Raw genomic sequence first — 20685 nt, 5'->3', positions numbered from 1 at the left:
GGTTGTTTAAAATTTATATCTCACAAAAGCTTCCATAGCCGCGTATTCGGCCATACCTAAGCGGTCGTAGTTTTGGGCGGTTTCGCGGTTGCGGTCTTCGGCACGTACCCAAAATTCACGCGCGTCATCCCCCGGGAAAACCGGCCTGTCTTTTTGCGACTGATGTTTGAATATGGCGTTGCGTTTGCGCAACACCTCGGCAGGCGAAAGCGGCACAGCCATTTCAATCTCGTAAGTTGGGAACTCCTGCCATGCACCGCGGTACATCCACACCCAGCAATCATTCACCCAGTCTTCAGTTTTGCGCAGGCGGCGTAAAGATTCTATGATAATATTAAAACATACGATGTGTGTTCCATGTGGGTCTGCAAAGTCGCCGGCGGTGAAAACTTGCTGCGGTTTTACGTTTTGCAGCAACTCCATAGTAAGCCTGATATCTTCCTCGCCCACGGAGTTTTTTTGCGTTTTACCGGTTTCATAAAACGGCAAAGCCTGGAAATGAATATTACTATCAGGCACCCCCGCATAACGTGCGCCGGCAATAGCCTCAGTTTTACGGATAAAACCTTTTACATCCCTTATCTCGGGCGAGTCTATCTGGTTAGGCTGTTTAACGGCCATAAACTGCCGCATGTCCTCATAAATTCCCTGCATTTTAGAACTATCCTCACCTACACTGTTTTTAAAGTCTATCGCGAATTCAACAAAGCGCAGCACGTCGTCATCCCAAACGGCGGTATTGCCCGATGTTTGGTAAGCAACATGTACATCATGCCCCTGGTCTACCAAACGGATGAACGTACCACCCATCGATATTACATCATCATCGGGGTGCGGGGAGAACACGATAGAACGCTTGCGGGCGGGCTCGGCACGTTCCGGGCGCTGGCTGTCATCTGCCCCAGGCTTGCCACCCGGCCATCCGGTAATAGTATGTTGTAGCTGATTAAAAATATCGATGTTGATCTGGTAAACCGGGCCCTGCTCAACGGCAAGTTGTGCCATACCATTGCTGTTATAATCTTCTTCTGTAAGTTTAAGGATAGGTTTGCCCACCTCGCCTGATAGCCATATAACGGCCTTTTTAATAAGCATCGGCTCCCAAACACAATCCTTAACCAGCCATGGCGTATCAAAACGCGTAAGGTCCGACGCGGCGTCCACATCCAAAACAAACTCTACACTATCTGAAAGTTGCAGGAATGTGGCCGGTACTTCTCCCGAAATTTCGCCCTCAACGGCTTTGCGTACAATAGGCGCTTTTTTGGCGCTCCATGCCATCAGGATAATTTCGCGCGCTTTAAAAATGGTGCCCACACCCATGGTTATGGCCTTGGCAGGTACGTTTTGTTTCCCACCAAAATCGCGCGAAGCATCGCGGCGGGTAAGGTCGTCAAGCGTAACCAGGCGGGTACCCGAGTTAGGTGCCGAACCCGGTTCGTTAAAGCCAATGTGGCCCGTACGGCCAATACCTAAAATTTGCAGGTCAAGGCCACCAAGCTCTTCTATCTGCCTTTCATATTCTAAACAAAACGCGGCCACTTCATCCTGCGGTAAAGTACCGTCGGGAATGTGCACCAACGATTTGTCGATATCTATATGGTCAAATAAATTCTCGTTCATGAAGGTAACGTAGCTTTGCACCGCGTCGGGCTTCATAGGATAATATTCATCTAGGTTAAAGGTGATCACATTTTTAAATGATAAACCTTCTTCTTTGTGTAAACGCACAAGTTCGTTGTAAACTTTAATAGGCGTAACACCCGTTGCAAGACCAAGTATCGCCTGCTCGCCCGCTTCGGCTTTCTTGCGGATCAGGTCGGCAATGCGTTTGGCAACCGCTACGGATGCCGCGTTTTGGTCGGAATAGACGGTAACGGGAAGTTTTTCGTACCTGGTTTCTTCTAATAAATTTAATCTGGCCATGGGCTTAGGGTTGTAATTGGTTTACAATGCTGCTAAACAAATATATAGGATATTTACATACAGGCCGTTTTAATTTATCTTTTGTGGCTGCCGCCAAAACAAGTAAATTAGCGAATGCCCGCACTCAACAAAAACCTGCAAAATCTTGTTACCATCGCCCAAAAAGAAGAAAAATTGGGTATTGGGTTGATGTCGGGCACCTCGCTGGATGGTTTAGACATCGCGCTTTGTAAGTTTAGCGGGCACGGTGTTGAAACGAAGTTCGAACTGCTCAATTTTACCACCATTCCTTACGATGAAAAGTTTAAGCACGAGGTGCAGGATGTGTTCGCAAAGAAGCAGGTTAGCCTGGAGAAGGTAACCTTGCTGAATGCTTACATCGGTACATTTCATGCCGAACTGATATTGCAAGCTTTAAAAGATTGGGATGTTAACCCAGGAACTGTAGATTTTATTGCCAGCCACGGCCAAACCATTTATCATGCGCCAAAGCGCTTGCATAACCAACCCGGTTATGGCAATGCAACCCTGCAAATAGGCGATGCCGACCATATAGCTGTAAAAACGGGGATACTAACTATTAGCGATTTCCGCCAGAAACATATTGCCGCCGGCGGTGAAGGCGCCCCCCTGGCCTTGTATGGCGATGTGATATTAGGCAGCAAACCCGGCGAGAACCGTGTTTTGCTGAACATTGGCGGCATAGCCAATCTTACTTTTATACCTGCGGATGCTGATACAGAAGTTTTATGCACCGATATCGGCCCCGGAAACACGTTAATAGACGCTGCCTGCCGCGAATATTTTGATAGATCCTATGATGAGGATTCGGCGATAGCCAATTCGGGAAAGGTCAATGATGTTTTGCTGGATGCTTTGTTGGATCATCCCTTTTTTAGGGAGGCCGCGCCAAAAACCACAGGGCCGGAGTTATTCAATCTCGAATTTGTGGCCGATGCGCAACAGGCGGTAAGATTATTCAACATTAACAAAGCCGACCTGGTGGCAACCTTAAGCGCGTTCACAGGACGCAGTATAAGCAATTTTATTAAAGGTAATTTTGATGTACCGGGGCTTAAAATATTTGTGAGCGGCGGCGGAGCGAGAAATCCATTTGTGATCGATTACCTGACCTACGCACTTCCCAATGCTACCATCCTTAATACTGATGAGTTGGGTATAAATGGCGATGCGAAAGAAGCCATACTCTTCGCCCTGTTGGGCAACGAGGCTCTTTGCGGCGAGCCGATGAAGATTGGCTATAATCCAGCAGTGTTGATGGGGAAGTTTAGTTTTCCCTTTTAAGGTTTTTTTATGACCTTCTTTTTGCGTGCGGAGAGAGGGTGGTCGAGCGAAGCAACGACCGGGTGAGTAAAATTCCAACCTGCAAATATTTCCTTATATTCGAACAAAATTTACGCTCATGAACGCTTATAAATTCTTTCTCGAATTTCACTCAGGTTTAAGGTATGTTGTTTTTGTAATGCTGGTAATTGCTATTATAAGGGCATTTGCCTATTGGACCGGCAAAAAGGTCTACAGCGAAGGCAACCGCAAATTCAACTTGTTTACCATGATATCCGTACATACCCAAATTTTACTGGGCCTTGTACTTTATTTTTTAAGCCCCAACGTAAGGTTTGGCGGAGGTGTCATGAAAGATGCTACAGCCCGTTATTGGACGGTAGAGCATATCACCATGATGCTTATCGCTATGATATTGATCACCATCGGACATAGCAAATCTAAAAAGGCTGTATTGCCGGAAGCTAAGCACAAAGCCATCGCCGTTTTTTATACCATAGCCTTCGCTATTATAGTGGTTGCCATTGTGTTAATGACCAAAGACGTTCCCGGCCGCACCTTTTTTGGAATGTCCCACTAAAAAAGTCGACAAAAAATTTGTTAATTCAATTTTTTGTATAAATTTGTTGCCACGATATGAAAAAAACTAACCTTAATACCAATTGGTGGCACTATGCGAAAACATGGCAGCCGGATAGTTTTTGATATACTGTACTAATCAAATGTAAACCTAATTTGAAACCCGGCGAACGCTCAATTCGCCGGGTTTTTTTGTTTAATGCGCTCTGAGATAATTCCAATGACAAAATATAAAATTACCACCACCCATAAAAAGCTGCTTGCAGATACCACTACGCCGGTGAGTATATACCTGCGCTTAAGAGACGTTTTCCCAAACTCGTTGCTATTGGAAAGCTCCGACTACCATAGCCGCGAGAACAGCCTTAGCTTTGTATGTTGCGCACCCTTTAGCGGGTTAATTTTAGATAACAAAACGCTTAAAAAGAAATTCCCCGACGGTAGCGAAGAGATAAGCAAACCGGGCGAATTTGACATCACCAACGAGATAAACAATTTTACTAATCGCTTTGAGGTGGAGACCAACAACTCCAAAATATTATCGAACGGCTTGTTCGGTTATTTTACACATGAGGCGGTTGAACATTTCGAAACCATCCGTTTAAAAGAGAGCGCCGATACCGCCCGTAAGATCCCGGTGATGCAGTACCATATTTACAGCTTTATCATCGCTATAGATCATTTTAAGAACGAGCTTTATATTTTCCATAACCAGGTAGAGGGCCAGCCGCAAACAGCCGGATTGGAGAAGATAGAGGACCTTATCAAAAACAAAAATTTTCCTGAGTATAGCTTTAAAAGCAACGACGCCGAACGATCTAACCTTACCAATGAGGAGTTCATCGGGATAGTTGAAAAAATGAAGCAGCATATTTACCGTGGTGATGTGTTTCAGATCGTTCCGTCAAGGGCGTTCTCGCGTACGTTTTTGGGTGATGAGTTTAATGTTTATCGTGCGCTGCGATCTATCAACCCGTCGCCTTACTTGTTTTATTTTGATTACGGCGATTTCAGGATCTTCGGTTCATCGCCCGAGGCACAGATCACCATTAAAAATAATGTAGCAAGCATCTTCCCAATTGCAGGAACCTTTAAACGTAGCGGCGATGACGAGAAGGATGCTGAGATTGCCCGCCAGTTGGAGGCTGATCCAAAAGAATCTGCGGAGCACGTAATGCTGGTTGACCTTGCCCGTAACGATTTGAGCCGCCATTGCGAAAATGTGAGCGTTAAGGCGTTTAAAGAAGTACAATACTATTCGCACCTTATTCACCTGGTGTCGCATGTGAGTGGTACGCTTAAGCCCGGCACTACGTCATTTAAAATCGTGGCCGATACCTTCCCGGCAGGTACGCTAAGCGGCGCGCCAAAATACCGCGCTATGGAAATTATAGACGAGAACGAAAAAAGCAAACGCAGCTTTTACAGCGGGGCGATAGGATTTTTTGGCTTTAACGGCGATTTTAACCACGCTATTATGATCCGCTCGTTCCTCAGCAAAAACAACACGCTGCATTATCAGGCAGGGGCGGGCATAGTAGCTGGTTCGGTAGCGGAAAGCGAATTGAAGGAAGTAGATAACAAGATAGCCGCGCTAAGGAAAGCGATTGAATTGGCGGAGGAGTTGTAGTTAGAGATCAGTGGCCGGATATTAGAGATTAGTTAAAATGAATTTAGTTCCCCTCTTGAGAGGGGTTAGGGGTGTGTAAAATGAAAATATTAATCATAGATAATTACGATTCTTTCACCTATAACCTGGTGCATCTGGTAAACGAATTAGGTTTGCAGTGCGAGGTTTGGCGGAACGATCAGTTTAAACTGGAAGATGTAGACGAGTTTAGCCACATCATCCTGTCGCCCGGGCCGGGCATCCCATCAGAAGCAGGTTTACTTTTGCAGGTGATAGAAAAATATGCACCTACGAAAAGTATATTCGGCGTATGCCTTGGTCAGCAGGCTATAGCAGAGGTATTTGGCGGGAAGCTTTATAACTTGCCGCAACCGATGCACGGCATTGCCACGCCAATAAAAGTGACGGATGCCAATGAGCCGCTTTTTACCGATCTGCCAAATGAGTTTAAAGTGGGCCGCTACCATTCCTGGGTGGTAGAAAAAGACCTTCCTAAAGTTTTGGAAATTACCGCAATAGATGAAGAAGATGGTTCGGTAATGGCTTTAAGACATAAGGAATATAACGTGCGTGGCGTACAGTTCCACCCCGAATCGGTGTTGACCGAATACGGCAAAGAAATGATGCAGAACTGGTTAAAAGCGTAATCCTCAACTGTCATTTCGAACGATAGTGAGAAATCCTGTTAGCTCTGCATGGCCGCTTTGCGTATCTAACAAGATTTCTCCTCGTACCTCGTTCGAAATGACATGGTTTATATAGATTTGAAGACAATGACAATACTCGATAAAATAGTTGCCCATAAAAAGAAGGAAGTTGCGCGAGATAAGGTACGCACCACTTACACGCAGTTAGAGGAATCTGAATACTTTCAGCGCGAAACTTATTCTTTTAAGGACTTTTTGCTGTCGCCGGAACGTACCGGCATCATTGCCGAGTTTAAACGCAAGTCGCCATCAAAGGGTATCATTAACGATGACGCGCTGGTAAAAGATGTTACTAAAGATTACGCCGCCGCGGGTGCTTCTGCATGTTCGGTATTGACTGATTATGGCTTTTTTATGGGCCGCAAAATGGATGTTACCCGTGCCCGACGCGCGGTAAACATCCCGGTACTCCGTAAAGATTTTATGATAGACGAGTACCAGGTTATTGAAGCAAAAGCCATAGGTGCAGATATTATCCTGCTGATAGCAGCCATTTTAACGCCAGCTGAGATCAGGAACCTGGCGGCCCTTGCCAAAAGCCTCGATCTGAATGTGCTTTTAGAAGTGCATAACCTCGAAGAACTTGAACGCAGCATCGACAGTAATCTTGATGCCATCGGTGTAAACAACCGAAACCTGGCCGATTTTACCGTAACTGTAGAAAACTCTTTTAAACTGGCAGAACATATACCTAACGAGTTTATGAAGATATCGGAAAGTGCTATCAGCGATACTGAAACTATCAAACAACTAAAGGCAGCAGGTTTCAACGGGTTTTTAATTGGAGAAAATTTTATGAAACAGCAAGACCCCGGTGCTGCCATGCGCCAATTTGTGAAAGGTTTGTAATTAATCAGTAAATCGGTATCTTTGCGTCATCATGTTGATTCTTATATAGTAACCTCCACGCGCTTTTCAGCCAAACCAATTACGGATTTCGCGCGAAAGCCTTTGTTACCGGCTTGCTTGTTGGTAACACTCACCTTTTTAATGCTTCAGGATATATTATCGCGAAGTAATTTATTGATACAAACAATTTTGTGCTATGTGAACATAACCACCAGTATGTGAGTTATAGTAGGTAAATACGTTTACTTTTATGTTTAAATGTTAATCATTTTTTTGAATGAAACAGAAATTTTATGATACTGCTGTGAAGCAGGAAAAAGTGGTTTTGGTTGGGGTAATAACGCCCAATGAGACCGAAGCCCAGGAAAAAGAATATTTAGAGGAATTAGAATTTTTGGTCGCTACGGCAGGCGGCCTCACCGTTAAAAGCTTTACCCAAAAGTTGCAACGCCCCGAGCGTTCTACCTATGTGGGTACTGGTAAACTCGATGAGATAAAAGAATATGTAATTGCCGAAGAGATAGATATTGTGGTTTTTGACGACGAGCTTACCCCGTCACAATTGCGTAATATTGAACGTGAACTGAACGTTAAGATCCTTGACAGGAGTAACCTTATCCTGGATATTTTCGCCGGTCGTGCCCAAACGGCTCAGGCTAAAACCCAGGTAGAGCTTGCACAGCTGCAATATTTACTGCCACGCCTTACGCGCCTTTGGACACACCTGGAGCGACAAAAGGGTGGTATTGGTATGCGCGGACCGGGCGAGTCGCAAATTGAGACAGACAGGCGTTTAATCCTCAATAAGATCTCGCTATTAAAAGAACGCCTTAAACTGATAGACCGCCAGAACGAAACGCAGCGCAAAAACCGCCAGCAATTGATACGTGTGGCATTAGTTGGATATACCAACGTTGGTAAATCTACCATCATGAACATGCTGTCGAAATCTGACGTGTTTGCCGAGAATAAGCTGTTTGCAACGCTGGATACCACGGTGCGTAAAGTAGTGATTGAGAACGTGCCGTTTTTACTGTCAGACACGGTTGGTTTCATCCGCAAGCTGCCTCACCATTTGGTAGAGTGTTTTAAATCTACGCTTGACGAAGTTCGCGAAGCAGATATCCTAATCCACGTTGTGGACGTATCGCACCCTAACTTTGAGGACCAGATCCGCACGGTGAACGAAACGCTGAAAGACCTGGGCGCTATCGATAAAACCATGATAACGGTATTTAACAAGATAGATGCCTTTGTGCCTGAGCAGCACCATGTTGATGTTACCCAGGAGCCACTTACCCTTGATGATTTTAAACACAGCTGGATGGCTAAAAACAACAGCCCCGCCATATTCATCTCGGCCACCCAAAAAGAAAACGTGGACGAGTTTAGGGAACTGCTTTACGAATATGTAAAGAAAGTGCATACCGAAAGGTACCCGTATGATAACTTGTTGTATTAGGAGCCTTTCCCAGCCTCTCCACAGGAGAGAGCAAAAAAATTGCTTCCCAAGTCCTCTCCTTTGGAGAGGATTTAGGTGAGGCCCTTCTCTTCCCAAACCATGCACAAATGCAAAATGGTATCAACCGCTTTTTGCATATCCTGTACCGATACCCACTCCTGCTTGCTGTGAAACGCGTGCTCGCCGGCAAAAATATTTGGCGTGGGCAGTCCCATAAATGATAATCGCGAACCATCGGTACCTCCGCGAATGCTGCAAAGTTTTGGCTGTAACCCTGCCCGGCGCATGGCTTCCATCCCATAGTCAACAATTTGAGGATGTTGAGCAAGTACGTTCTTCATGTTACGGTATTGTTCATGCGTTTCCAGTATGTAGGTAGAGTTGGGATAACCTTTCATCACGTTATCTGCCACGCGGCGAATGGTATCAGCGTGTTCAGGTAGTTTGCTATCGTCAAAGTCGCGGATGATGAAATCAATAACAGCGGTTTCCACATGCCCGCTCATATCAACCGGGTGCACAAAGCCCTGCATTCCCGAAGTGTGCTCGGGGGAAAGCCCATCGGGCAATGCTGCGATAATTTTGCCAGCGATTTTTATAGCGCTTTCCATTTTACCCTGGGCAAAGCCAGGGTGACTGCTTACACCATTTATGGTAAGTTTGACACCATCGGCGCTAAAGGTTTCGTTTTCCATATTGCCTGCACTTTCGCCATCCATGGTATAACAGGCAAAAGCGCCTATTTTAGCAATGTCGGCTTTATCTACTCCGCGGCCAATTTCTTCATCGGGTGTAAATAAAATTTTTATGGTGCCATGTTTTATTTCAGGATGTTGCATTAATTGATAACATGCATCCATAATTTCCGCAACACCGGCTTTATTATCAGCCCCTAATAAAGTTGTGCCCGATGCGGTTATGATATCGTTACCTATCTGATTTTTCAGGTCGGGGTGTTCGGCTAATTTTATTATTTGCGAATGGTCGTCCGGTAAAACCAGGTCTTCTCCGTTATAGTTATGATGTACAATTGGCTTTACGCCCTTTCCGCTGCAATCCGGCGCTGTATCCATATGCGAGCAAAAGCATATAACAGGAACATTGGGTTTGTTGGTATTGGCAGGGATGCTTGCATACACATAGCCGTATTCGTCAAGATGTGCATCGCCGATACCCATCTCTAATAGTTCGGTAACCAGCAACCGGCCCAGGTCTTTTTGCTTTTCGGTAGATGGTATTGTTGGCGAAGTGGGGTCAGATTGGGTATCTATCTGCACATATCTTAAAAATCTATCAGTCGCAGTGTAACTAAACGGGGTGTTAAAATCCATATAAAGCTTATATTAGTAGCAAATTTGATTGCCGGGGTTTACTGTACTAGCAGCTAATTTGTAAATATCAAACATAAAATCAATTGAAAAAGTATCTTTTATTTATTGCCTTAACATTGGCATTTATTAACGCGAAAGCACAAGGCAGTTTAAACTATGCTACTTATGGTATAGGCGTTAGTGCGAGTTTAAACAAAGCCTATGCCGATCTTAAAAAGCAGGACAGTAATAAATCATACGCGGTTACTTTCAATTATTTTTTCACGCCTTATGTGCCAATAGGGCTGGAGTTTCAGTTTGGTAAATTATCGGGTGGCAGCAACACAGATCTGAAGGTTGATAAGGACGGGCGCCAATACCTAAATAATTACAAAGCGCTTATATTGCATATGGATGTGCAGGCGGGAGAGTTAATGGATTACCAGGGCAGCACAATATTAAATGTATTGAAAAACTTTTATGCTGGCGCGGGCATCGGCGGTATATCAAACAGTGTGGAAACCCAGCGCACCAGCGTTTTAGACCCCACTTACACTTTCCCGGGCACCAACAGCAGCGTTAACTTAATTGTACCCCTGCGGTTTGGTTACGAGTTTAAGTTTTATAACGCGTACGACCAGCCAAACATACGCTTGGATATTGGTTACCAGCATAACCTTACTTTTGGCGAAGGGCTTGATGGTTATGCCGACCCATCAACAAACTTTAAAAACAATGCGCTTGACCAATACAGGCAAATAACTGTTGGTATTAAGGTGAACTTTGGCGGCCAAAACTCATACGATAAAGAAATTAGAGGGTACTAAATTGAATATAGAAGAACTACGCGATTACTGCCTGGCCAAGCCCGGCGTTACAGAGAGTTTCCCGTTTGGTGAGGATACACTCGTTTTTAAAGTGGCCGATAAGGTTTTTATGCTCACCGGACTGGATTCGCCAAGTTTTAACGTAAAGTGTGATCCCGAACGCGCGGTTGAGCTGCGCGAACAGTATAGCGAAGTACAGCCCGGCTATCATATGAATAAAAAGCACTGGAACACGGTGCATACCGACGGCGCTCTCACCAATAAGCAGATCCGCAAGATGATAGATCACTCTTATGAACTGGTGTTTGCAAGTTTAACCAAAAAATTGCAGGCCGAAATTGCAGGTAACTAATTATGAAAAGAAACATCCTTTTGCTTATTTCCCTTTGTTGCTGCCTGCACGTATACGCCCAGTTAACACCGTTTGAACAGAGTAAGGATAAAAATTACACGGCAACCTATACCGAAGTTATTAGCTACTATACAAAGCTGGCCAAAACACAGCCGCAAATGCGCCTGTTTAATTATGGTTCTACAGATATTGGCAAGCCGTTAACACTAATAGTGTTATCAAAGGACAAGGTTTTTGACCCATCGCAGATCAAAAAGCAGAATAAGCGGGTATTGCTGATCAATAACGGGATACACCCCGGTGAGCCCGAAGGCATTGATGCCAGCATGATGCTGGTGCGCGATCTGCTAAAGAAGAATCAGTTGCCAAAAGATGTAGTGCTTTGTTTTATTGCGCTGTATAATATTGATGGTAATAAGAACCGCGGGTTATCGCGCGTTAACCAGAACGGGCCAGGCGCTTACGGCTTCAGGGGCAATTACCGTAACCTCGATCTTAACCGCGATTTTATTAAGGCCGATAGTAAAAATGCTTTAGCGTTTACTCAAGTATTAAGCGCCTGGCAGCCCGAAGTCCTGTTAGATAACCATACCAGCGATGGCGCGGATTATCAGTATGTAATGACACTGATAGAAACTCAAAAGGATAAGCAAAACCCGTTTTTAGCCGCATATACGGATAAAACGCTTACGCCCGACCTCTATAAAGGAATGAAAAAAAGCGGGTTTGAGATGATTCCGTACGGTGCCGGCGAACAGGGCCTGCCAGATAGCGGGATTGTTAGCTTTATGGAGTATCCGCGTTTTTCCACCGGCTTTGCTGCTCAGCACAACATCATCAGTTACATGACCGAAACGCATATGTTGAAGCCGTTTGACAAGCGTGTTTGGGCAACCTATGCATTTATGCAAAACCTTATAAGCATTTGCCAGCGGGACGCCAATATATTGGGCGACATGAAAAAGCAGGTAGATGACCAAGTGAGCAAACAAAAAACATTTGCCTTGAACTGGAAGCTTGATGAAAGCAAAGTTGATACCATAACCTTCAAAGGCTATGCCGCCGGGTACAAAATAAGCGATGTAAGCGGCCTGAAAAGACTTTATTACGACCGCGAAAAACCTTACACCAAAACAGTAAAGTTTTATAATACGTATCAAGCAAGTGCAACGGCCGACAAACCAGTTGCCTACATTATCCCGCAGGCTTGGGGTAAGGTTATCGATTTGTTTAGGTTAAACAAGGTTGCCATGAAGCGTCTCTCACATGATACAACTTTGAGTTTGCAGATGTATTACATCGGCGATTACAAATCCGGTACAAGGCCGTACGAAGGTCATTACATCCACACCAATGTGAGCCTGAACCCTGTTGATGCCAAAGTGAAATTTTATGAGGGAGACTATGTGGTGTATGTAAACCAACCCATTAACCGCTACATTGTAGAAACACTGGAACCGCAGGGTGTAGATTCCTTTTTCGCATGGAACTTTTTTGATAGTATCCTCGGGCAAAAGGAATATTTTTCTGATTACGTGTTTGAGGATGTCGCCGCTCAAATGTTAAAAACCGATCCCGGCCTTCGCAAAAAGCTGGAGGATGCTAAAGCTGCCGACTCAAAACTTGCTGCAAGCGCCGGCGCGCAGTTAAACTGGGTTTACCGCAACTCGCCTTATTTCGAAAAAACATATCTGCGCTACCCGGTGGGCAGGTTGCTAACCAATACCAAACTCGATCTGCAATGATGGAAATTTTCCTGGCGGCACCCGTGGCGTCAATCATATTTGTACTTACTTTAGCTACCTCTCTTTGGGCTTTCTCCAATGAGAATATCTACGGCGAATTTATACTTAACCCCTACAATGTATCGCGCGGGCATAAGGTATATACCGTTATAACCAGCGGGCTGATCCATAAAGACTGGAACCACCTGTTCTTTAATATGCTTTCATATTATTTCTTTGCTTTTCAGTTAGAAATGCAATTTGGGCATTGGCAGTTTGGGTTGCTATATGTTTTGAGTTTAATACTAAGCGACCTGCCATCCATCCAAAGACATAAAGACGATATATGGTACAATAGCCTTGGCGCATCGGGTGCTATTAGCGCTGTGATATTTAGCGCCATACTGTTTAACCCTCTGGCCGAAATGCGACTGCTTATTTTACCTATCCCTATGCCTGCCTGGGTATTTGGAGGGTTGTACCTCATTTATTGCCATTTCGCATCTAAACACGCGCGCGATAACATTAACCATGATGCTCACTTTTATGGCGCGGTTAGTGGTATTGTGATCACCTTCGCGTTGCATCACAATATTATTAACGAGTTTATACAGCAGTTTAATTAGGCAGGCTTATACTTTCGCGGCTTACTTTGTTGCCATCAGCGTCAAATAAAAAGCTCATGGGTTCATTGGGGTTTTTGATGATCTCCAGCAACAAAAACCCCCAATTCTTCCAGAAGTTTTCCAGTACTTGCCCGTAGGTTTTGTTGATCCATTCGTCAAATAAAGGTTTGCTGCTAATGCCACGCAGCGGCATATCCTCAATGTAAACGTCCTCGCCCACGGGTAAAATATTGTACTCCGGCAGGCGGTTAAAAAGGTAGTTGCTGTAAAATACCCGCCCGCTAAATTCTTCGAATTGGATGGGGTGCAGTACGTCATCCTTTATCTGGCTATAAATTTTGTAATGGTAACCAAAGTTGGCATTGTTATCCTGCAAGCAAATCACCAATCCAAAATCTTTTATCCGCAACGCGAAGGTTTGGGTATTTATCTCGTCGCGGTAGCCAAACTCCTCGGGTTTATTATCCACTTTAAACAAAAATAAGCTAAAGGGCTTAAACTCTTCAAAATGTATAGGCAGGTTAATGCTTTGCAGCATTAAGTGCAGGTAGCTAAATTTATGGATGATGGCCTGCGAGATGCTAAATTCCTCGCCCTGCGCGTGCATCATTTTTATGCCCGATTGTATCTCGTTAAAGATGATGCCGTACAATAGTTTGCTGGTCCATTGGAAAAGTTTCAGCTCGTCCAATGCCTTTACGCCCTCGTAACCATCTGCAAACGCGGCGGCAATTTCATTTTCCAACGGTTCTAAAAATTCATCATTAGCCGCTGCCGAACATGGAATCTTTAGATCTTTGTAGGTAGCGATGCTCTCATCAAGCAGCTTAAAAGGCTGGTCTTCCAGGTTGTAAAGGCTCATGAGCCACTGCGGAAATACCTGGATCTTTTCTTCCTCACTTTGCAGTGGGCTGCCTGTTAAGAAGCAGTTGCGGTTGCTAAAGTTAAAACGTTCGAATGGTGCGTAAATTTGTGCCGGCATGGCCGCAAAGATAAGCAGGATTTTATCACTAAAATTTTAGCTTTGGCATTATTGACATGCAGCTTACTTACCAACCTTTCGAACTCCAACTAAAGCACACTTTTACCATCGCCAAATTTTCGCGAACAAGCACGCCGTTGATGCTGGTGCAAATAAGCCACGAAGGCCAAACCGGCTATGGTGAAGCGTCTATGGTGCCCTACATGGGCGAAAGCCATAAAACCGCGGCGGAGTTTTTAAGCAAGGTAGATGTAAGCCAATTTAAATTTCCGTTCGACTTTGCCGCTATTATCAATTATTTAGACAGCATTGCCCCCGGTCAACCCGCAATAAAGGCCGCGATAGATATTGCACTGCATGATCTGCAGGGGAAATTGCAGGAAAGACCCTGCTGGGAACTTTTAGGAAGCGCCCCATCTAAAATGCCGGTGACCAGTTACACCATCGGCATCGACACCAAAGACATTATCCTGCAAAAAGTTAAAGAGGCCGAAGGCCTTAAGGTAATAAAAGTAAAGCTTGGCCGCTATAGCGATAAGGAACTGATCCAAACCATCCGCTCGGTAACCAATGTGCCGCTTTATGTAGATGCCAACCAGGGCTGGACAGACCGAAAACAAAGCCTCGATATGATCTATTGGTTGTATGATCAGGGCGTTCAGTTAATAGAGCAACCGATGGCTAAAACAGATATCGACGGCAATGCCTGGCTTACCGAACATAGCCCCGTCCCAATTATCGGCGATGAAGCCGTGCAGCGCCTGGCAGACGTAAACGCTGCCCAGGATATTTACCACGGCATCAACGTAAAACTCATGAAATCGGCAGGTATGTTTGAGGCAAAAGAAATGATTGACAGGGCACGCCAACTTGGGCTGAAGGTTCTGATAGGATGTATGAGTGAAACCAGTTGCGCTACCCTTGCCGCCGCCGCCCTCGCCCCGCAATGCGACTGGGCCGACCTGGACGGGCCGCTGCTTACTACTAATAATCCATATCATATGCCTGATTTTGAAAATGGTAAATGGGTATTGAATAATGAGGTGGGGCTGGGATTGAAGTTTAAAACTTAACCACAGAGGGCACAGAGTTTTTCACAGAGGCGCGCGGAGATAAGCAAGTCTTTGTGCCCTCTGCGCTAATAAATTTGCAAATCTCCGAAATCTCTGTGGTTAATTTATCGCCTAAAAAAGCCTTTAAACCAAAAAAGGGGCGCTTGCGCACCCCTCTTCCATTGTTAGTTAGTTTAGTCAGTTATAGTTAAGTTCTTATAGTTCTTCGTCGTGTTGGGTAACATCCAAACCGGCAATTTCTTCTTCAGGAGTAACACGTAGCGGGCTTATCAGGTCGGTAACTTTTAGCAGGATAAATGCACCTACAAAAGCAAATACCGATACTGCAACCAGTGCAACAACGTGTTTAATGAACAGGCCGGTTTCACCGTAAGCTAAGCCTTCGGCACCTGCGCTGTTAACAGCTTTGGTAGCAAATATACCTGTCATTAACATACCTACCATACCGCCTACACCGTGGCAAGGGAATACGTCAAGCGTATCATCAATGTTAGTTTTGCTTCTCCATATAACTACCAGGTTACTTACAACCGCGGCAACTATACCGATGATCAATGAGCTTGATACTGTTACAAAACCTGCAGCAGGTGTTACAGCAACCAAACCTACAACAGCACCGATACAAGCGCCCATTGCCGATGGTTTTTTACCTCTCAGGATATCAAAGAATATCCATGACATGGCAGCAGCAGCAGATGCGGTAGTGGTAGTTGCCAATGCAGTAGCAGCAAGTTCACCTGAACCTAATGCCGACCCTGCGTTAAAACCAAACCAGCCGAACCATAGTAAACCGGTACCTAATATAACGTAGCTGATACGTGCCGGGGTGTGTGCCTCTTCGGCGCCGGTACGCTTTTTAAGATATAATGCCGATGCAAGCGCAGCCCAACCTGCAGACATGTGTACAACGGTACCGCCCGCAAAGTCTAACACGCCATATTTAAAGAATATACCTTGTGGGTGCCAGGTAGCGTGAGCCAAAGGAATATAAATGATGATGATGAAAAGTGTGATGAAAATTAAGTACGAATTGAAACGGATACGTTCTGCAAATGCACCTGTAATTAGCGCCGGCGTAATAACCGCGAATTTTAGCTGGAACATAGCGAAAAGAATAACCGGGATAGTACCCCATGCAACACCCAAAGTGTTTTGCATCATAAAGAATGATTTAGGGTTACCAATTAAGCCCATACCGCCAACATCTTCACCAAAAGCCATACTAAAACCAAACACTACCCAGATGATAGTGATAAGGCCCATACAAACAAAGCTTTGCAGCATGGTAGATATAACGTTCTTTTTGCGCACCATACCACCATAAAAGAAGGCAAGGCCCGGTGTCATTAATAACACAAGCGCGGTAGAGATAAGTAACCATGTTACATCAGCCGCGTTAAATTCGGCCGGTTTGGCAGCCGCTACGTTACCCGGAAACATAAGTGCCAGGATAACTACAATAACGAGGATTCCAAAGGGTACAATTTTTTTCATTGTTTTAGTTTAAGTGGATAAGTTTAGTTAATTAATTAGTCAGTATTATTTAGAGGTCAGTATCTTGGTTTAACTCGGCAGATCAAAAATTTGCTTTGTTTGTTCGCCGTGGAAACAGCATCAGCCCAGGGTGCAACCTGTAAGCTGATGCCGGTGTAAAAAAATCAGAATTAGAGCTATTTATATAAACTGTCGCGGTTTTTATTGCGTTTTTGCGGCTGCTTTTTAAGAAAAAGCAAGAATTATTGTTTGATTTTTCCTCTATTGAGAAATTAAAATCTAAAATTGATGATGTTTTCTCCTTTTTAGCTTTATTATTTGAGGATATGCCGAAGTATGTGTTCTTTAAAATTGATGAAAATATAAAATCACTAAAGAGTAAATTGAATATTGACTTGAAAAAGCCATTTATTATCAAAATATATTTAAATTTCGTCAATTGCATATGCTAAAATAACAATATAAAAACCATATTGTCAATAATATTTACATTTTTTTATAAATTTTCTTAAAATCTAATGTAAAAAATGAAAAATCAATTTAAATATTGCCAGTAAATGGTTAATTGGGGGTGTAAATGTATTTATACTGCTACATTTAAAGAATGGAGGTTCCTTAAATACGTCTAAAATTAAATTTGATTGGAAATAGAAGCGAAATATTGGATTGTTTTAAATCTCAAATAGCGAAAGTTGATCGGTTTTTAGTTTTGCTTTCGTCTCTACAGGCAAAAAGTTAGAAAGGGTAATTCCCAGTAACCTTATCTTGCTATTTTCTACATCAGTTGTAGCTAATAACTTTTTAGTGGTATTTAATATAGTAGCAGTATCATTAATATTTTTAGGGATAGACAGGCTGCGGGTTATCTGCCTGAAGTCGTTATATTTTATTTTAAGTGTAATGGTACGCCCCTTAAGCTGATATTTTAATAAACGTTCATGAACAGTTTTAGCTATCTTCTCTAACTCTGAGTGCATTTCGCCTTCCGTAGTCAGATCATAAGCAAAAGTATCCTCGGCACCCATTGATTTTGTTTCGCGGTGTGGCTGTACCTCACGGTTATCTATACCGCGCACGATGTTATAGTAAAAGCTTCCAGCCTTACCAAAGCGGTCTGTCATTTCTCGTTCAGACAACTTCTTAAGGTCCGCGCCGGTAAATAAGCCCTGCTTTTTCATTTTCCCGGCAGTTACTTTGCCAACGCCGTAAAATTTCTCTACCGGCAGGTTTTCCATAAAGCCTTCAATATATGACGGGCCTATAAATGTTAGCCCGTCCGGCTTTTTAATATCCGACGCTATTTTTGCTACAAACTTGTTGATAGACACCCCTGCGGAAGCCGTGAGGTTCAATTCATCTTTTATAGCCTGTTTTATCTGCTGAGCTATTTCTATAGCAGAACCGATGTTAAGTTTATCGTGTGTGACATCCAGGTAGGCCTCGTCGAGCGAAAGTGGCTCTATCAGATCAGTGTACCGGCTAAAGATCTCCCTTATTTTTTGCGATACCTCTTTATATGCCGCGAACCTTGGTTTTACAAATATAGCGTGCGGGCAAAGCTGCAGCGCCTGTTTTGATGGCATGGCCGAACGCACGCCAAATTTACGCGCCTCGTAACTCGCGGTAGCCACTACACCGCCCCGCCCCTCGGGCATGCCCCCTACTACCAATGGCACACCCCTATATTCCGGAAAATCGCGCTGCTCTACCGACGCGTAAAATGCGTCCATATCAATATGGATAATCTTCCGCCGTATTTGAACTTCACCTTCTGCCACGTTATCTAAGATATTAAACTTCCTTTACCTCCGTTGAGGTTGGGTTGAGGTCAATTTACCGTACCTTTGGCAAAATTACTCAACTGTATATAATATAATGTCGTCTCATCACATTGTGCGCGAAAAACAGGAACCGGCGCTGCTGCTGCTTAGCCTCGATAATTTCTCTGACGAATTATTAGGCCAGCTACTGGAATGGAGCCCAACGGTTATTACCACCCCGCAGGTTGCCGAGCAGTTAGATAGCGTAGAGATAAAGATAGACGTCATTATAGCCGATGAGATAGACCAAAACCTGCAATCGGATATTAAACAGATCTCCCCGGCCGGTACGTCGCCATTACATGCAGCCCTAAACTATCTTATTAAAAACGAGTACAAAGCGGTAAACATTGTTGCCGATGAGATTGACATCGAAGAACTGACTGTGTTTGTTCCTCAAATAAACATTGTAGTTTATAGTGCCGATAAAAAAATATACGCTATTAATCCCGGGTTTAGCAAATGGAAGCCGGCTGGTGAAAGTATCCGTATATTATCATTATATTTAAACCTGCGAACCAGCGGGTTAGCAGATAGTGGCAACGGAAATTTTACCACTGTTGCCGATGGATTTTTTAGCATTGATTTTGATGGCGGTTTCCTGTTCATTGCCGAAGAGGTGTGATAAGGATATAAGCCTGACAAATAGGAAAATTAGCGGCGCATTTTTTGTATAAAATAATTAAACACCAATTAAACCGTTGGTGTAATTTACAGTCTTATACATACTTCGGCGTCAATTAAGCCGAGCGATTATAAATTTCAAAATGAAAACAGGATATAAAAAATTATTAAGTATTGCCTTAAGCGGAGCGTTGCTCTTGTCTTTTGGCCCGGATGCTAACGCGCAACGCGGCGGCAGAGGCGGCGGCGGTGGATTTAGTGGTGGTGGTGGCGGCGGCCGTTCATCTGGTGGATTTAGCGGCGGCGGTGGTGGCGGTTTCAGCCGTCCATCAGGTGGTGGCGGCGGCTTTAGTCGTCCATCAGCAGGCGGTAGCGGTGGTTTCAGCCGACCGTCGGCAGGTGCCAGCGGTGGCTTCAGTCGCCCGTCTGGCGGTTTTAGCCGTGGCGATGTAGGCATAAGCCGCCCTTCAGGTGGTTTTAACCGTCCGTCAACTGGCTTTAGTCGCCCTAACAGTACAGGTGTTTTAGGTAACCGTGGATCATTCCAGGGCCGTGCCAATGGATTTGGCGGTCGTGGCGGCACATCTATTGCCGGTACCCGAGGCACTTATGGTGCTTACAGCCGTGGTACTTACGGTAATTACCGTGGCGGTTACCGCGGTGGTAACTATGGCCGTTATGGCTATGGCTACAACCGTGGTTACTATGGTCCGCGTTATTTTAACCGTGGTTTTTATAACTACCGGGGCTATTACAACTCATATTATTTACCACGTATTGGTTTTAGCATAGGCGTATTGCCTTATGGTTACTACCCATTCTACTGGGGCGATTACCAGTATTACTATAGCGATGGTTTATACTATCAACAATATAATAACCAATATACTGTAGTGGAACCACCGATTGGCGCGCAGGTAAATTCGTTACCATCAAAAGCCGAGGCTATTACTATCAATGGCGAGCAGTACTACGAAAGTAACGGTGTTTACTACCGCGCGGTTACTAAAGATGACGATACAGTTGTTTATGAAGTGGCCGGTAAAGATGGTGAATTGAATACCGGAGATAGTGGCGACGGTGGTGAGTACGACCAGCCTTATCAAATTGGTGATGTGTTAACCAGTTTGCCTCAGGATAGCCGTAAAATTAAAGTTAACGGTGAGAAACTATTTGTTGCGCCTGACGGGACCTATTTCCAGGAAACACGCGACGCGGATAACAACAAAGTTTATAAAGTTGTAGGCCTGGCAACAGACGAGCCTGAAGACAACAACTAATAGACGTTTAAAATAACTATTGAAAGGCGGGTGCGGAAAAGCATCCGCCTTTTCTGTTTTCTTAAAGTTGGAATTTACATTTATTGAAACATTTTCTATTGTAGAGAATTGTATT

Annotated in this window: 18 protein-coding genes; 13 read left to right on the top strand and 5 right to left on the bottom strand. The window is 44.3% G+C overall.

Annotation, left to right across the window (positions count from 1 at the left end):
- Nucleotides 1-6: 6 nt before the first annotated feature.
- The gene (gene nagB / locus ACFQZI_RS15910; RefSeq protein WP_377144168.1) at nucleotides 7-1926 is read right to left on the bottom strand and encodes a glucosamine-6-phosphate deaminase; all 1920 of its coding nucleotides are present in this window, start codon (nucleotides 1924-1926) and stop codon (nucleotides 7-9) included.
- A gap of 114 nt (nucleotides 1927-2040) precedes the next feature.
- On the opposite strand from nagB, the gene ACFQZI_RS15905 reads away from it, so the two are divergent.
- From ACFQZI_RS15905 to hflX, 6 genes are all read left to right on the top strand, one after another.
- A complete protein-coding gene (locus ACFQZI_RS15905; RefSeq protein ID WP_377144166.1) occupies nucleotides 2041-3231 on the top strand; it encodes an anhydro-N-acetylmuramic acid kinase in 1191 nt (396 codons plus the stop codon).
- A gap of 118 nt (nucleotides 3232-3349) precedes the next feature.
- Nucleotides 3350-3811, top strand: coding sequence for a cytochrome B (locus ACFQZI_RS15900; protein ID WP_377144164.1), 462 nt, complete (start codon nucleotides 3350-3352; stop codon nucleotides 3809-3811).
- A 219-nt stretch (nucleotides 3812-4030) separates the two neighbouring features.
- Nucleotides 4031-5440 carry an anthranilate synthase component I family protein gene (locus ACFQZI_RS15895; RefSeq protein ID WP_377144162.1) on the top strand — a complete coding sequence of 470 codons (1410 nt, stop codon included), beginning with the start codon at nucleotides 4031-4033 and terminating at the stop codon, nucleotides 5438-5440.
- Nucleotides 5441-5520: 80 nt separating this feature from the next.
- Nucleotides 5521-6087, top strand: a complete 567-nt coding sequence (locus ACFQZI_RS15890) for an anthranilate synthase component II (protein ID WP_377144160.1) — start codon at nucleotides 5521-5523, stop codon at nucleotides 6085-6087.
- Nucleotides 6088-6213: 126 nt separating this feature from the next.
- A complete protein-coding gene (trpC, locus tag ACFQZI_RS15885; protein WP_377144158.1) occupies nucleotides 6214-6996 on the top strand; it encodes an indole-3-glycerol phosphate synthase TrpC in 783 nt (260 codons plus the stop codon).
- Nucleotides 6997-7273: 277 nt separating this feature from the next.
- Nucleotides 7274-8458, top strand: a complete 1185-nt coding sequence (hflX, locus tag ACFQZI_RS15880; RefSeq protein WP_377144156.1) for a GTPase HflX — start codon at nucleotides 7274-7276, stop codon at nucleotides 8456-8458.
- Nucleotides 8459-8529: 71 nt separating this feature from the next.
- Here hflX and pepT read toward each other — a convergent pair whose 3' ends face one another.
- Nucleotides 8530-9789, bottom strand: coding sequence for a peptidase T (pepT, locus tag ACFQZI_RS15875; protein WP_377144154.1), 1260 nt, complete (start codon nucleotides 9787-9789; stop codon nucleotides 8530-8532).
- 83 nt (nucleotides 9790-9872) lie between these two features.
- Here pepT and ACFQZI_RS15870 point away from each other — a divergent pair, with 83 nt between their 5' ends.
- From ACFQZI_RS15870 to ACFQZI_RS15855, 4 genes are read left to right on the top strand one after another with little or no spacing between them, the layout of a single operon-like run.
- Complete coding sequence (locus tag ACFQZI_RS15870; RefSeq protein WP_377144152.1) at nucleotides 9873-10595, top strand: outer membrane beta-barrel protein; 723 nt, start codon at nucleotides 9873-9875, stop codon at nucleotides 10593-10595.
- 1 nt (nucleotide 10596) lies between these two features.
- Nucleotides 10597-10947, top strand: coding sequence for an MmcQ/YjbR family DNA-binding protein (locus ACFQZI_RS15865; protein WP_377144150.1), 351 nt, complete (start codon nucleotides 10597-10599; stop codon nucleotides 10945-10947).
- Nucleotides 10948-10949: 2 nt separating this feature from the next.
- Nucleotides 10950-12692, top strand: a complete 1743-nt coding sequence (locus ACFQZI_RS15860) for a M14 family zinc carboxypeptidase (protein ID WP_377144148.1) — start codon at nucleotides 10950-10952, stop codon at nucleotides 12690-12692.
- Nucleotides 12689-13297: a rhomboid family intramembrane serine protease gene (locus ACFQZI_RS15855; protein ID WP_377144146.1), complete on the top strand. Its 609-nt coding sequence runs from the start codon at nucleotides 12689-12691 to the stop codon at nucleotides 13295-13297. Before ACFQZI_RS15860 ends, ACFQZI_RS15855 begins: the two co-directional genes overlap by 4 nt.
- On the opposite strand, the gene ACFQZI_RS15850 is transcribed toward ACFQZI_RS15855, so the two are convergent.
- A complete protein-coding gene (locus ACFQZI_RS15850; protein ID WP_377144144.1) occupies nucleotides 13290-14279 on the bottom strand; it encodes a hypothetical protein in 990 nt (329 codons plus the stop codon). The genes ACFQZI_RS15855 and ACFQZI_RS15850 overlap by 8 nt on opposite strands.
- A gap of 56 nt (nucleotides 14280-14335) precedes the next feature.
- On the opposite strand from ACFQZI_RS15850, the gene ACFQZI_RS15845 reads away from it, so the two are divergent.
- Complete coding sequence (locus tag ACFQZI_RS15845) at nucleotides 14336-15352, top strand: dipeptide epimerase (RefSeq protein ID WP_377144142.1); 1017 nt, start codon at nucleotides 14336-14338, stop codon at nucleotides 15350-15352.
- A 195-nt stretch (nucleotides 15353-15547) separates the two neighbouring features.
- Here ACFQZI_RS15845 and ACFQZI_RS15840 read toward each other — a convergent pair whose 3' ends face one another.
- Nucleotides 15548-16846 (bottom strand): ammonium transporter, encoded by a 1299-nt coding sequence (locus ACFQZI_RS15840; protein WP_377144140.1) that lies wholly within the window; start codon nucleotides 16844-16846, stop codon nucleotides 15548-15550.
- A 671-nt stretch (nucleotides 16847-17517) separates the two neighbouring features.
- Nucleotides 17518-18576: a DNA polymerase IV gene (dinB, locus tag ACFQZI_RS15835; RefSeq protein WP_377144138.1), complete on the bottom strand. Its 1059-nt coding sequence runs from the start codon at nucleotides 18574-18576 to the stop codon at nucleotides 17518-17520.
- A 145-nt stretch (nucleotides 18577-18721) separates the two neighbouring features.
- On the opposite strand from dinB, the gene ACFQZI_RS15830 reads away from it, so the two are divergent.
- Entirely contained in the window at nucleotides 18722-19291 is a 570-nt protein-coding gene (locus ACFQZI_RS15830) for a thiamine pyrophosphokinase (RefSeq protein WP_377144136.1), read from the top strand.
- Between the two features lie 142 nt (nucleotides 19292-19433).
- Nucleotides 19434-20570 (top strand): DUF6515 family protein, encoded by a 1137-nt coding sequence (locus ACFQZI_RS15825; protein ID WP_377144134.1) that lies wholly within the window; start codon nucleotides 19434-19436, stop codon nucleotides 20568-20570.
- Nucleotides 20571-20685 lie beyond the last annotated feature (115 nt).

The organism is Mucilaginibacter lutimaris, assembly GCF_042676625.1.
GTDB lineage: Bacteria > Bacteroidota > Bacteroidia > Sphingobacteriales > Sphingobacteriaceae > Mucilaginibacter > Mucilaginibacter lutimaris.
This window is presented reverse-complemented; position numbering and strand designations above follow the sequence as displayed.

Bases quoted from the DNA above. Each gene is read 5' to 3' on its own strand.
- nagB (WP_377144168.1), bottom strand. From the start codon at position 1,926: ATGGCCAGATTAAATTTATTAGAAGAAACCAGGTACGAAAAACTTCCC.
- ACFQZI_RS15905 (WP_377144166.1), top strand. From the start codon at position 2,041: ATGCCCGCACTCAACAAAAACCTGCAAAATCTTGTTACCATCGCCCAA.
- ACFQZI_RS15900 (WP_377144164.1), top strand. From the start codon at position 3,350: ATGAACGCTTATAAATTCTTTCTCGAATTTCACTCAGGTTTAAGGTAT.
- ACFQZI_RS15895 (WP_377144162.1), top strand. From the start codon at position 4,031: ATGACAAAATATAAAATTACCACCACCCATAAAAAGCTGCTTGCAGAT.
- ACFQZI_RS15890 (WP_377144160.1), top strand. From the start codon at position 5,521: ATGAAAATATTAATCATAGATAATTACGATTCTTTCACCTATAACCTG.
- trpC (WP_377144158.1), top strand. From the start codon at position 6,214: ATGACAATACTCGATAAAATAGTTGCCCATAAAAAGAAGGAAGTTGCG.
- hflX (WP_377144156.1), top strand. From the start codon at position 7,274: ATGAAACAGAAATTTTATGATACTGCTGTGAAGCAGGAAAAAGTGGTT.
- pepT (WP_377144154.1), bottom strand. From the start codon at position 9,789: ATGGATTTTAACACCCCGTTTAGTTACACTGCGACTGATAGATTTTTA.
- ACFQZI_RS15860 (WP_377144148.1), top strand. From the start codon at position 10,950: ATGAAAAGAAACATCCTTTTGCTTATTTCCCTTTGTTGCTGCCTGCAC.
- ACFQZI_RS15855 (WP_377144146.1), top strand. From the start codon at position 12,689: ATGATGGAAATTTTCCTGGCGGCACCCGTGGCGTCAATCATATTTGTA.
- ACFQZI_RS15850 (WP_377144144.1), bottom strand. From the start codon at position 14,279: ATGCCGGCACAAATTTACGCACCATTCGAACGTTTTAACTTTAGCAAC.
- ACFQZI_RS15845 (WP_377144142.1), top strand. From the start codon at position 14,336: ATGCAGCTTACTTACCAACCTTTCGAACTCCAACTAAAGCACACTTTT.
- ACFQZI_RS15840 (WP_377144140.1), bottom strand. From the start codon at position 16,846: ATGAAAAAAATTGTACCCTTTGGAATCCTCGTTATTGTAGTTATCCTG.
- dinB (WP_377144138.1), bottom strand. From the start codon at position 18,576: ATGGACGCATTTTACGCGTCGGTAGAGCAGCGCGATTTTCCGGAATAT.
- ACFQZI_RS15830 (WP_377144136.1), top strand. From the start codon at position 18,722: ATGTCGTCTCATCACATTGTGCGCGAAAAACAGGAACCGGCGCTGCTG.
- ACFQZI_RS15825 (WP_377144134.1), top strand. From the start codon at position 19,434: ATGAAAACAGGATATAAAAAATTATTAAGTATTGCCTTAAGCGGAGCG.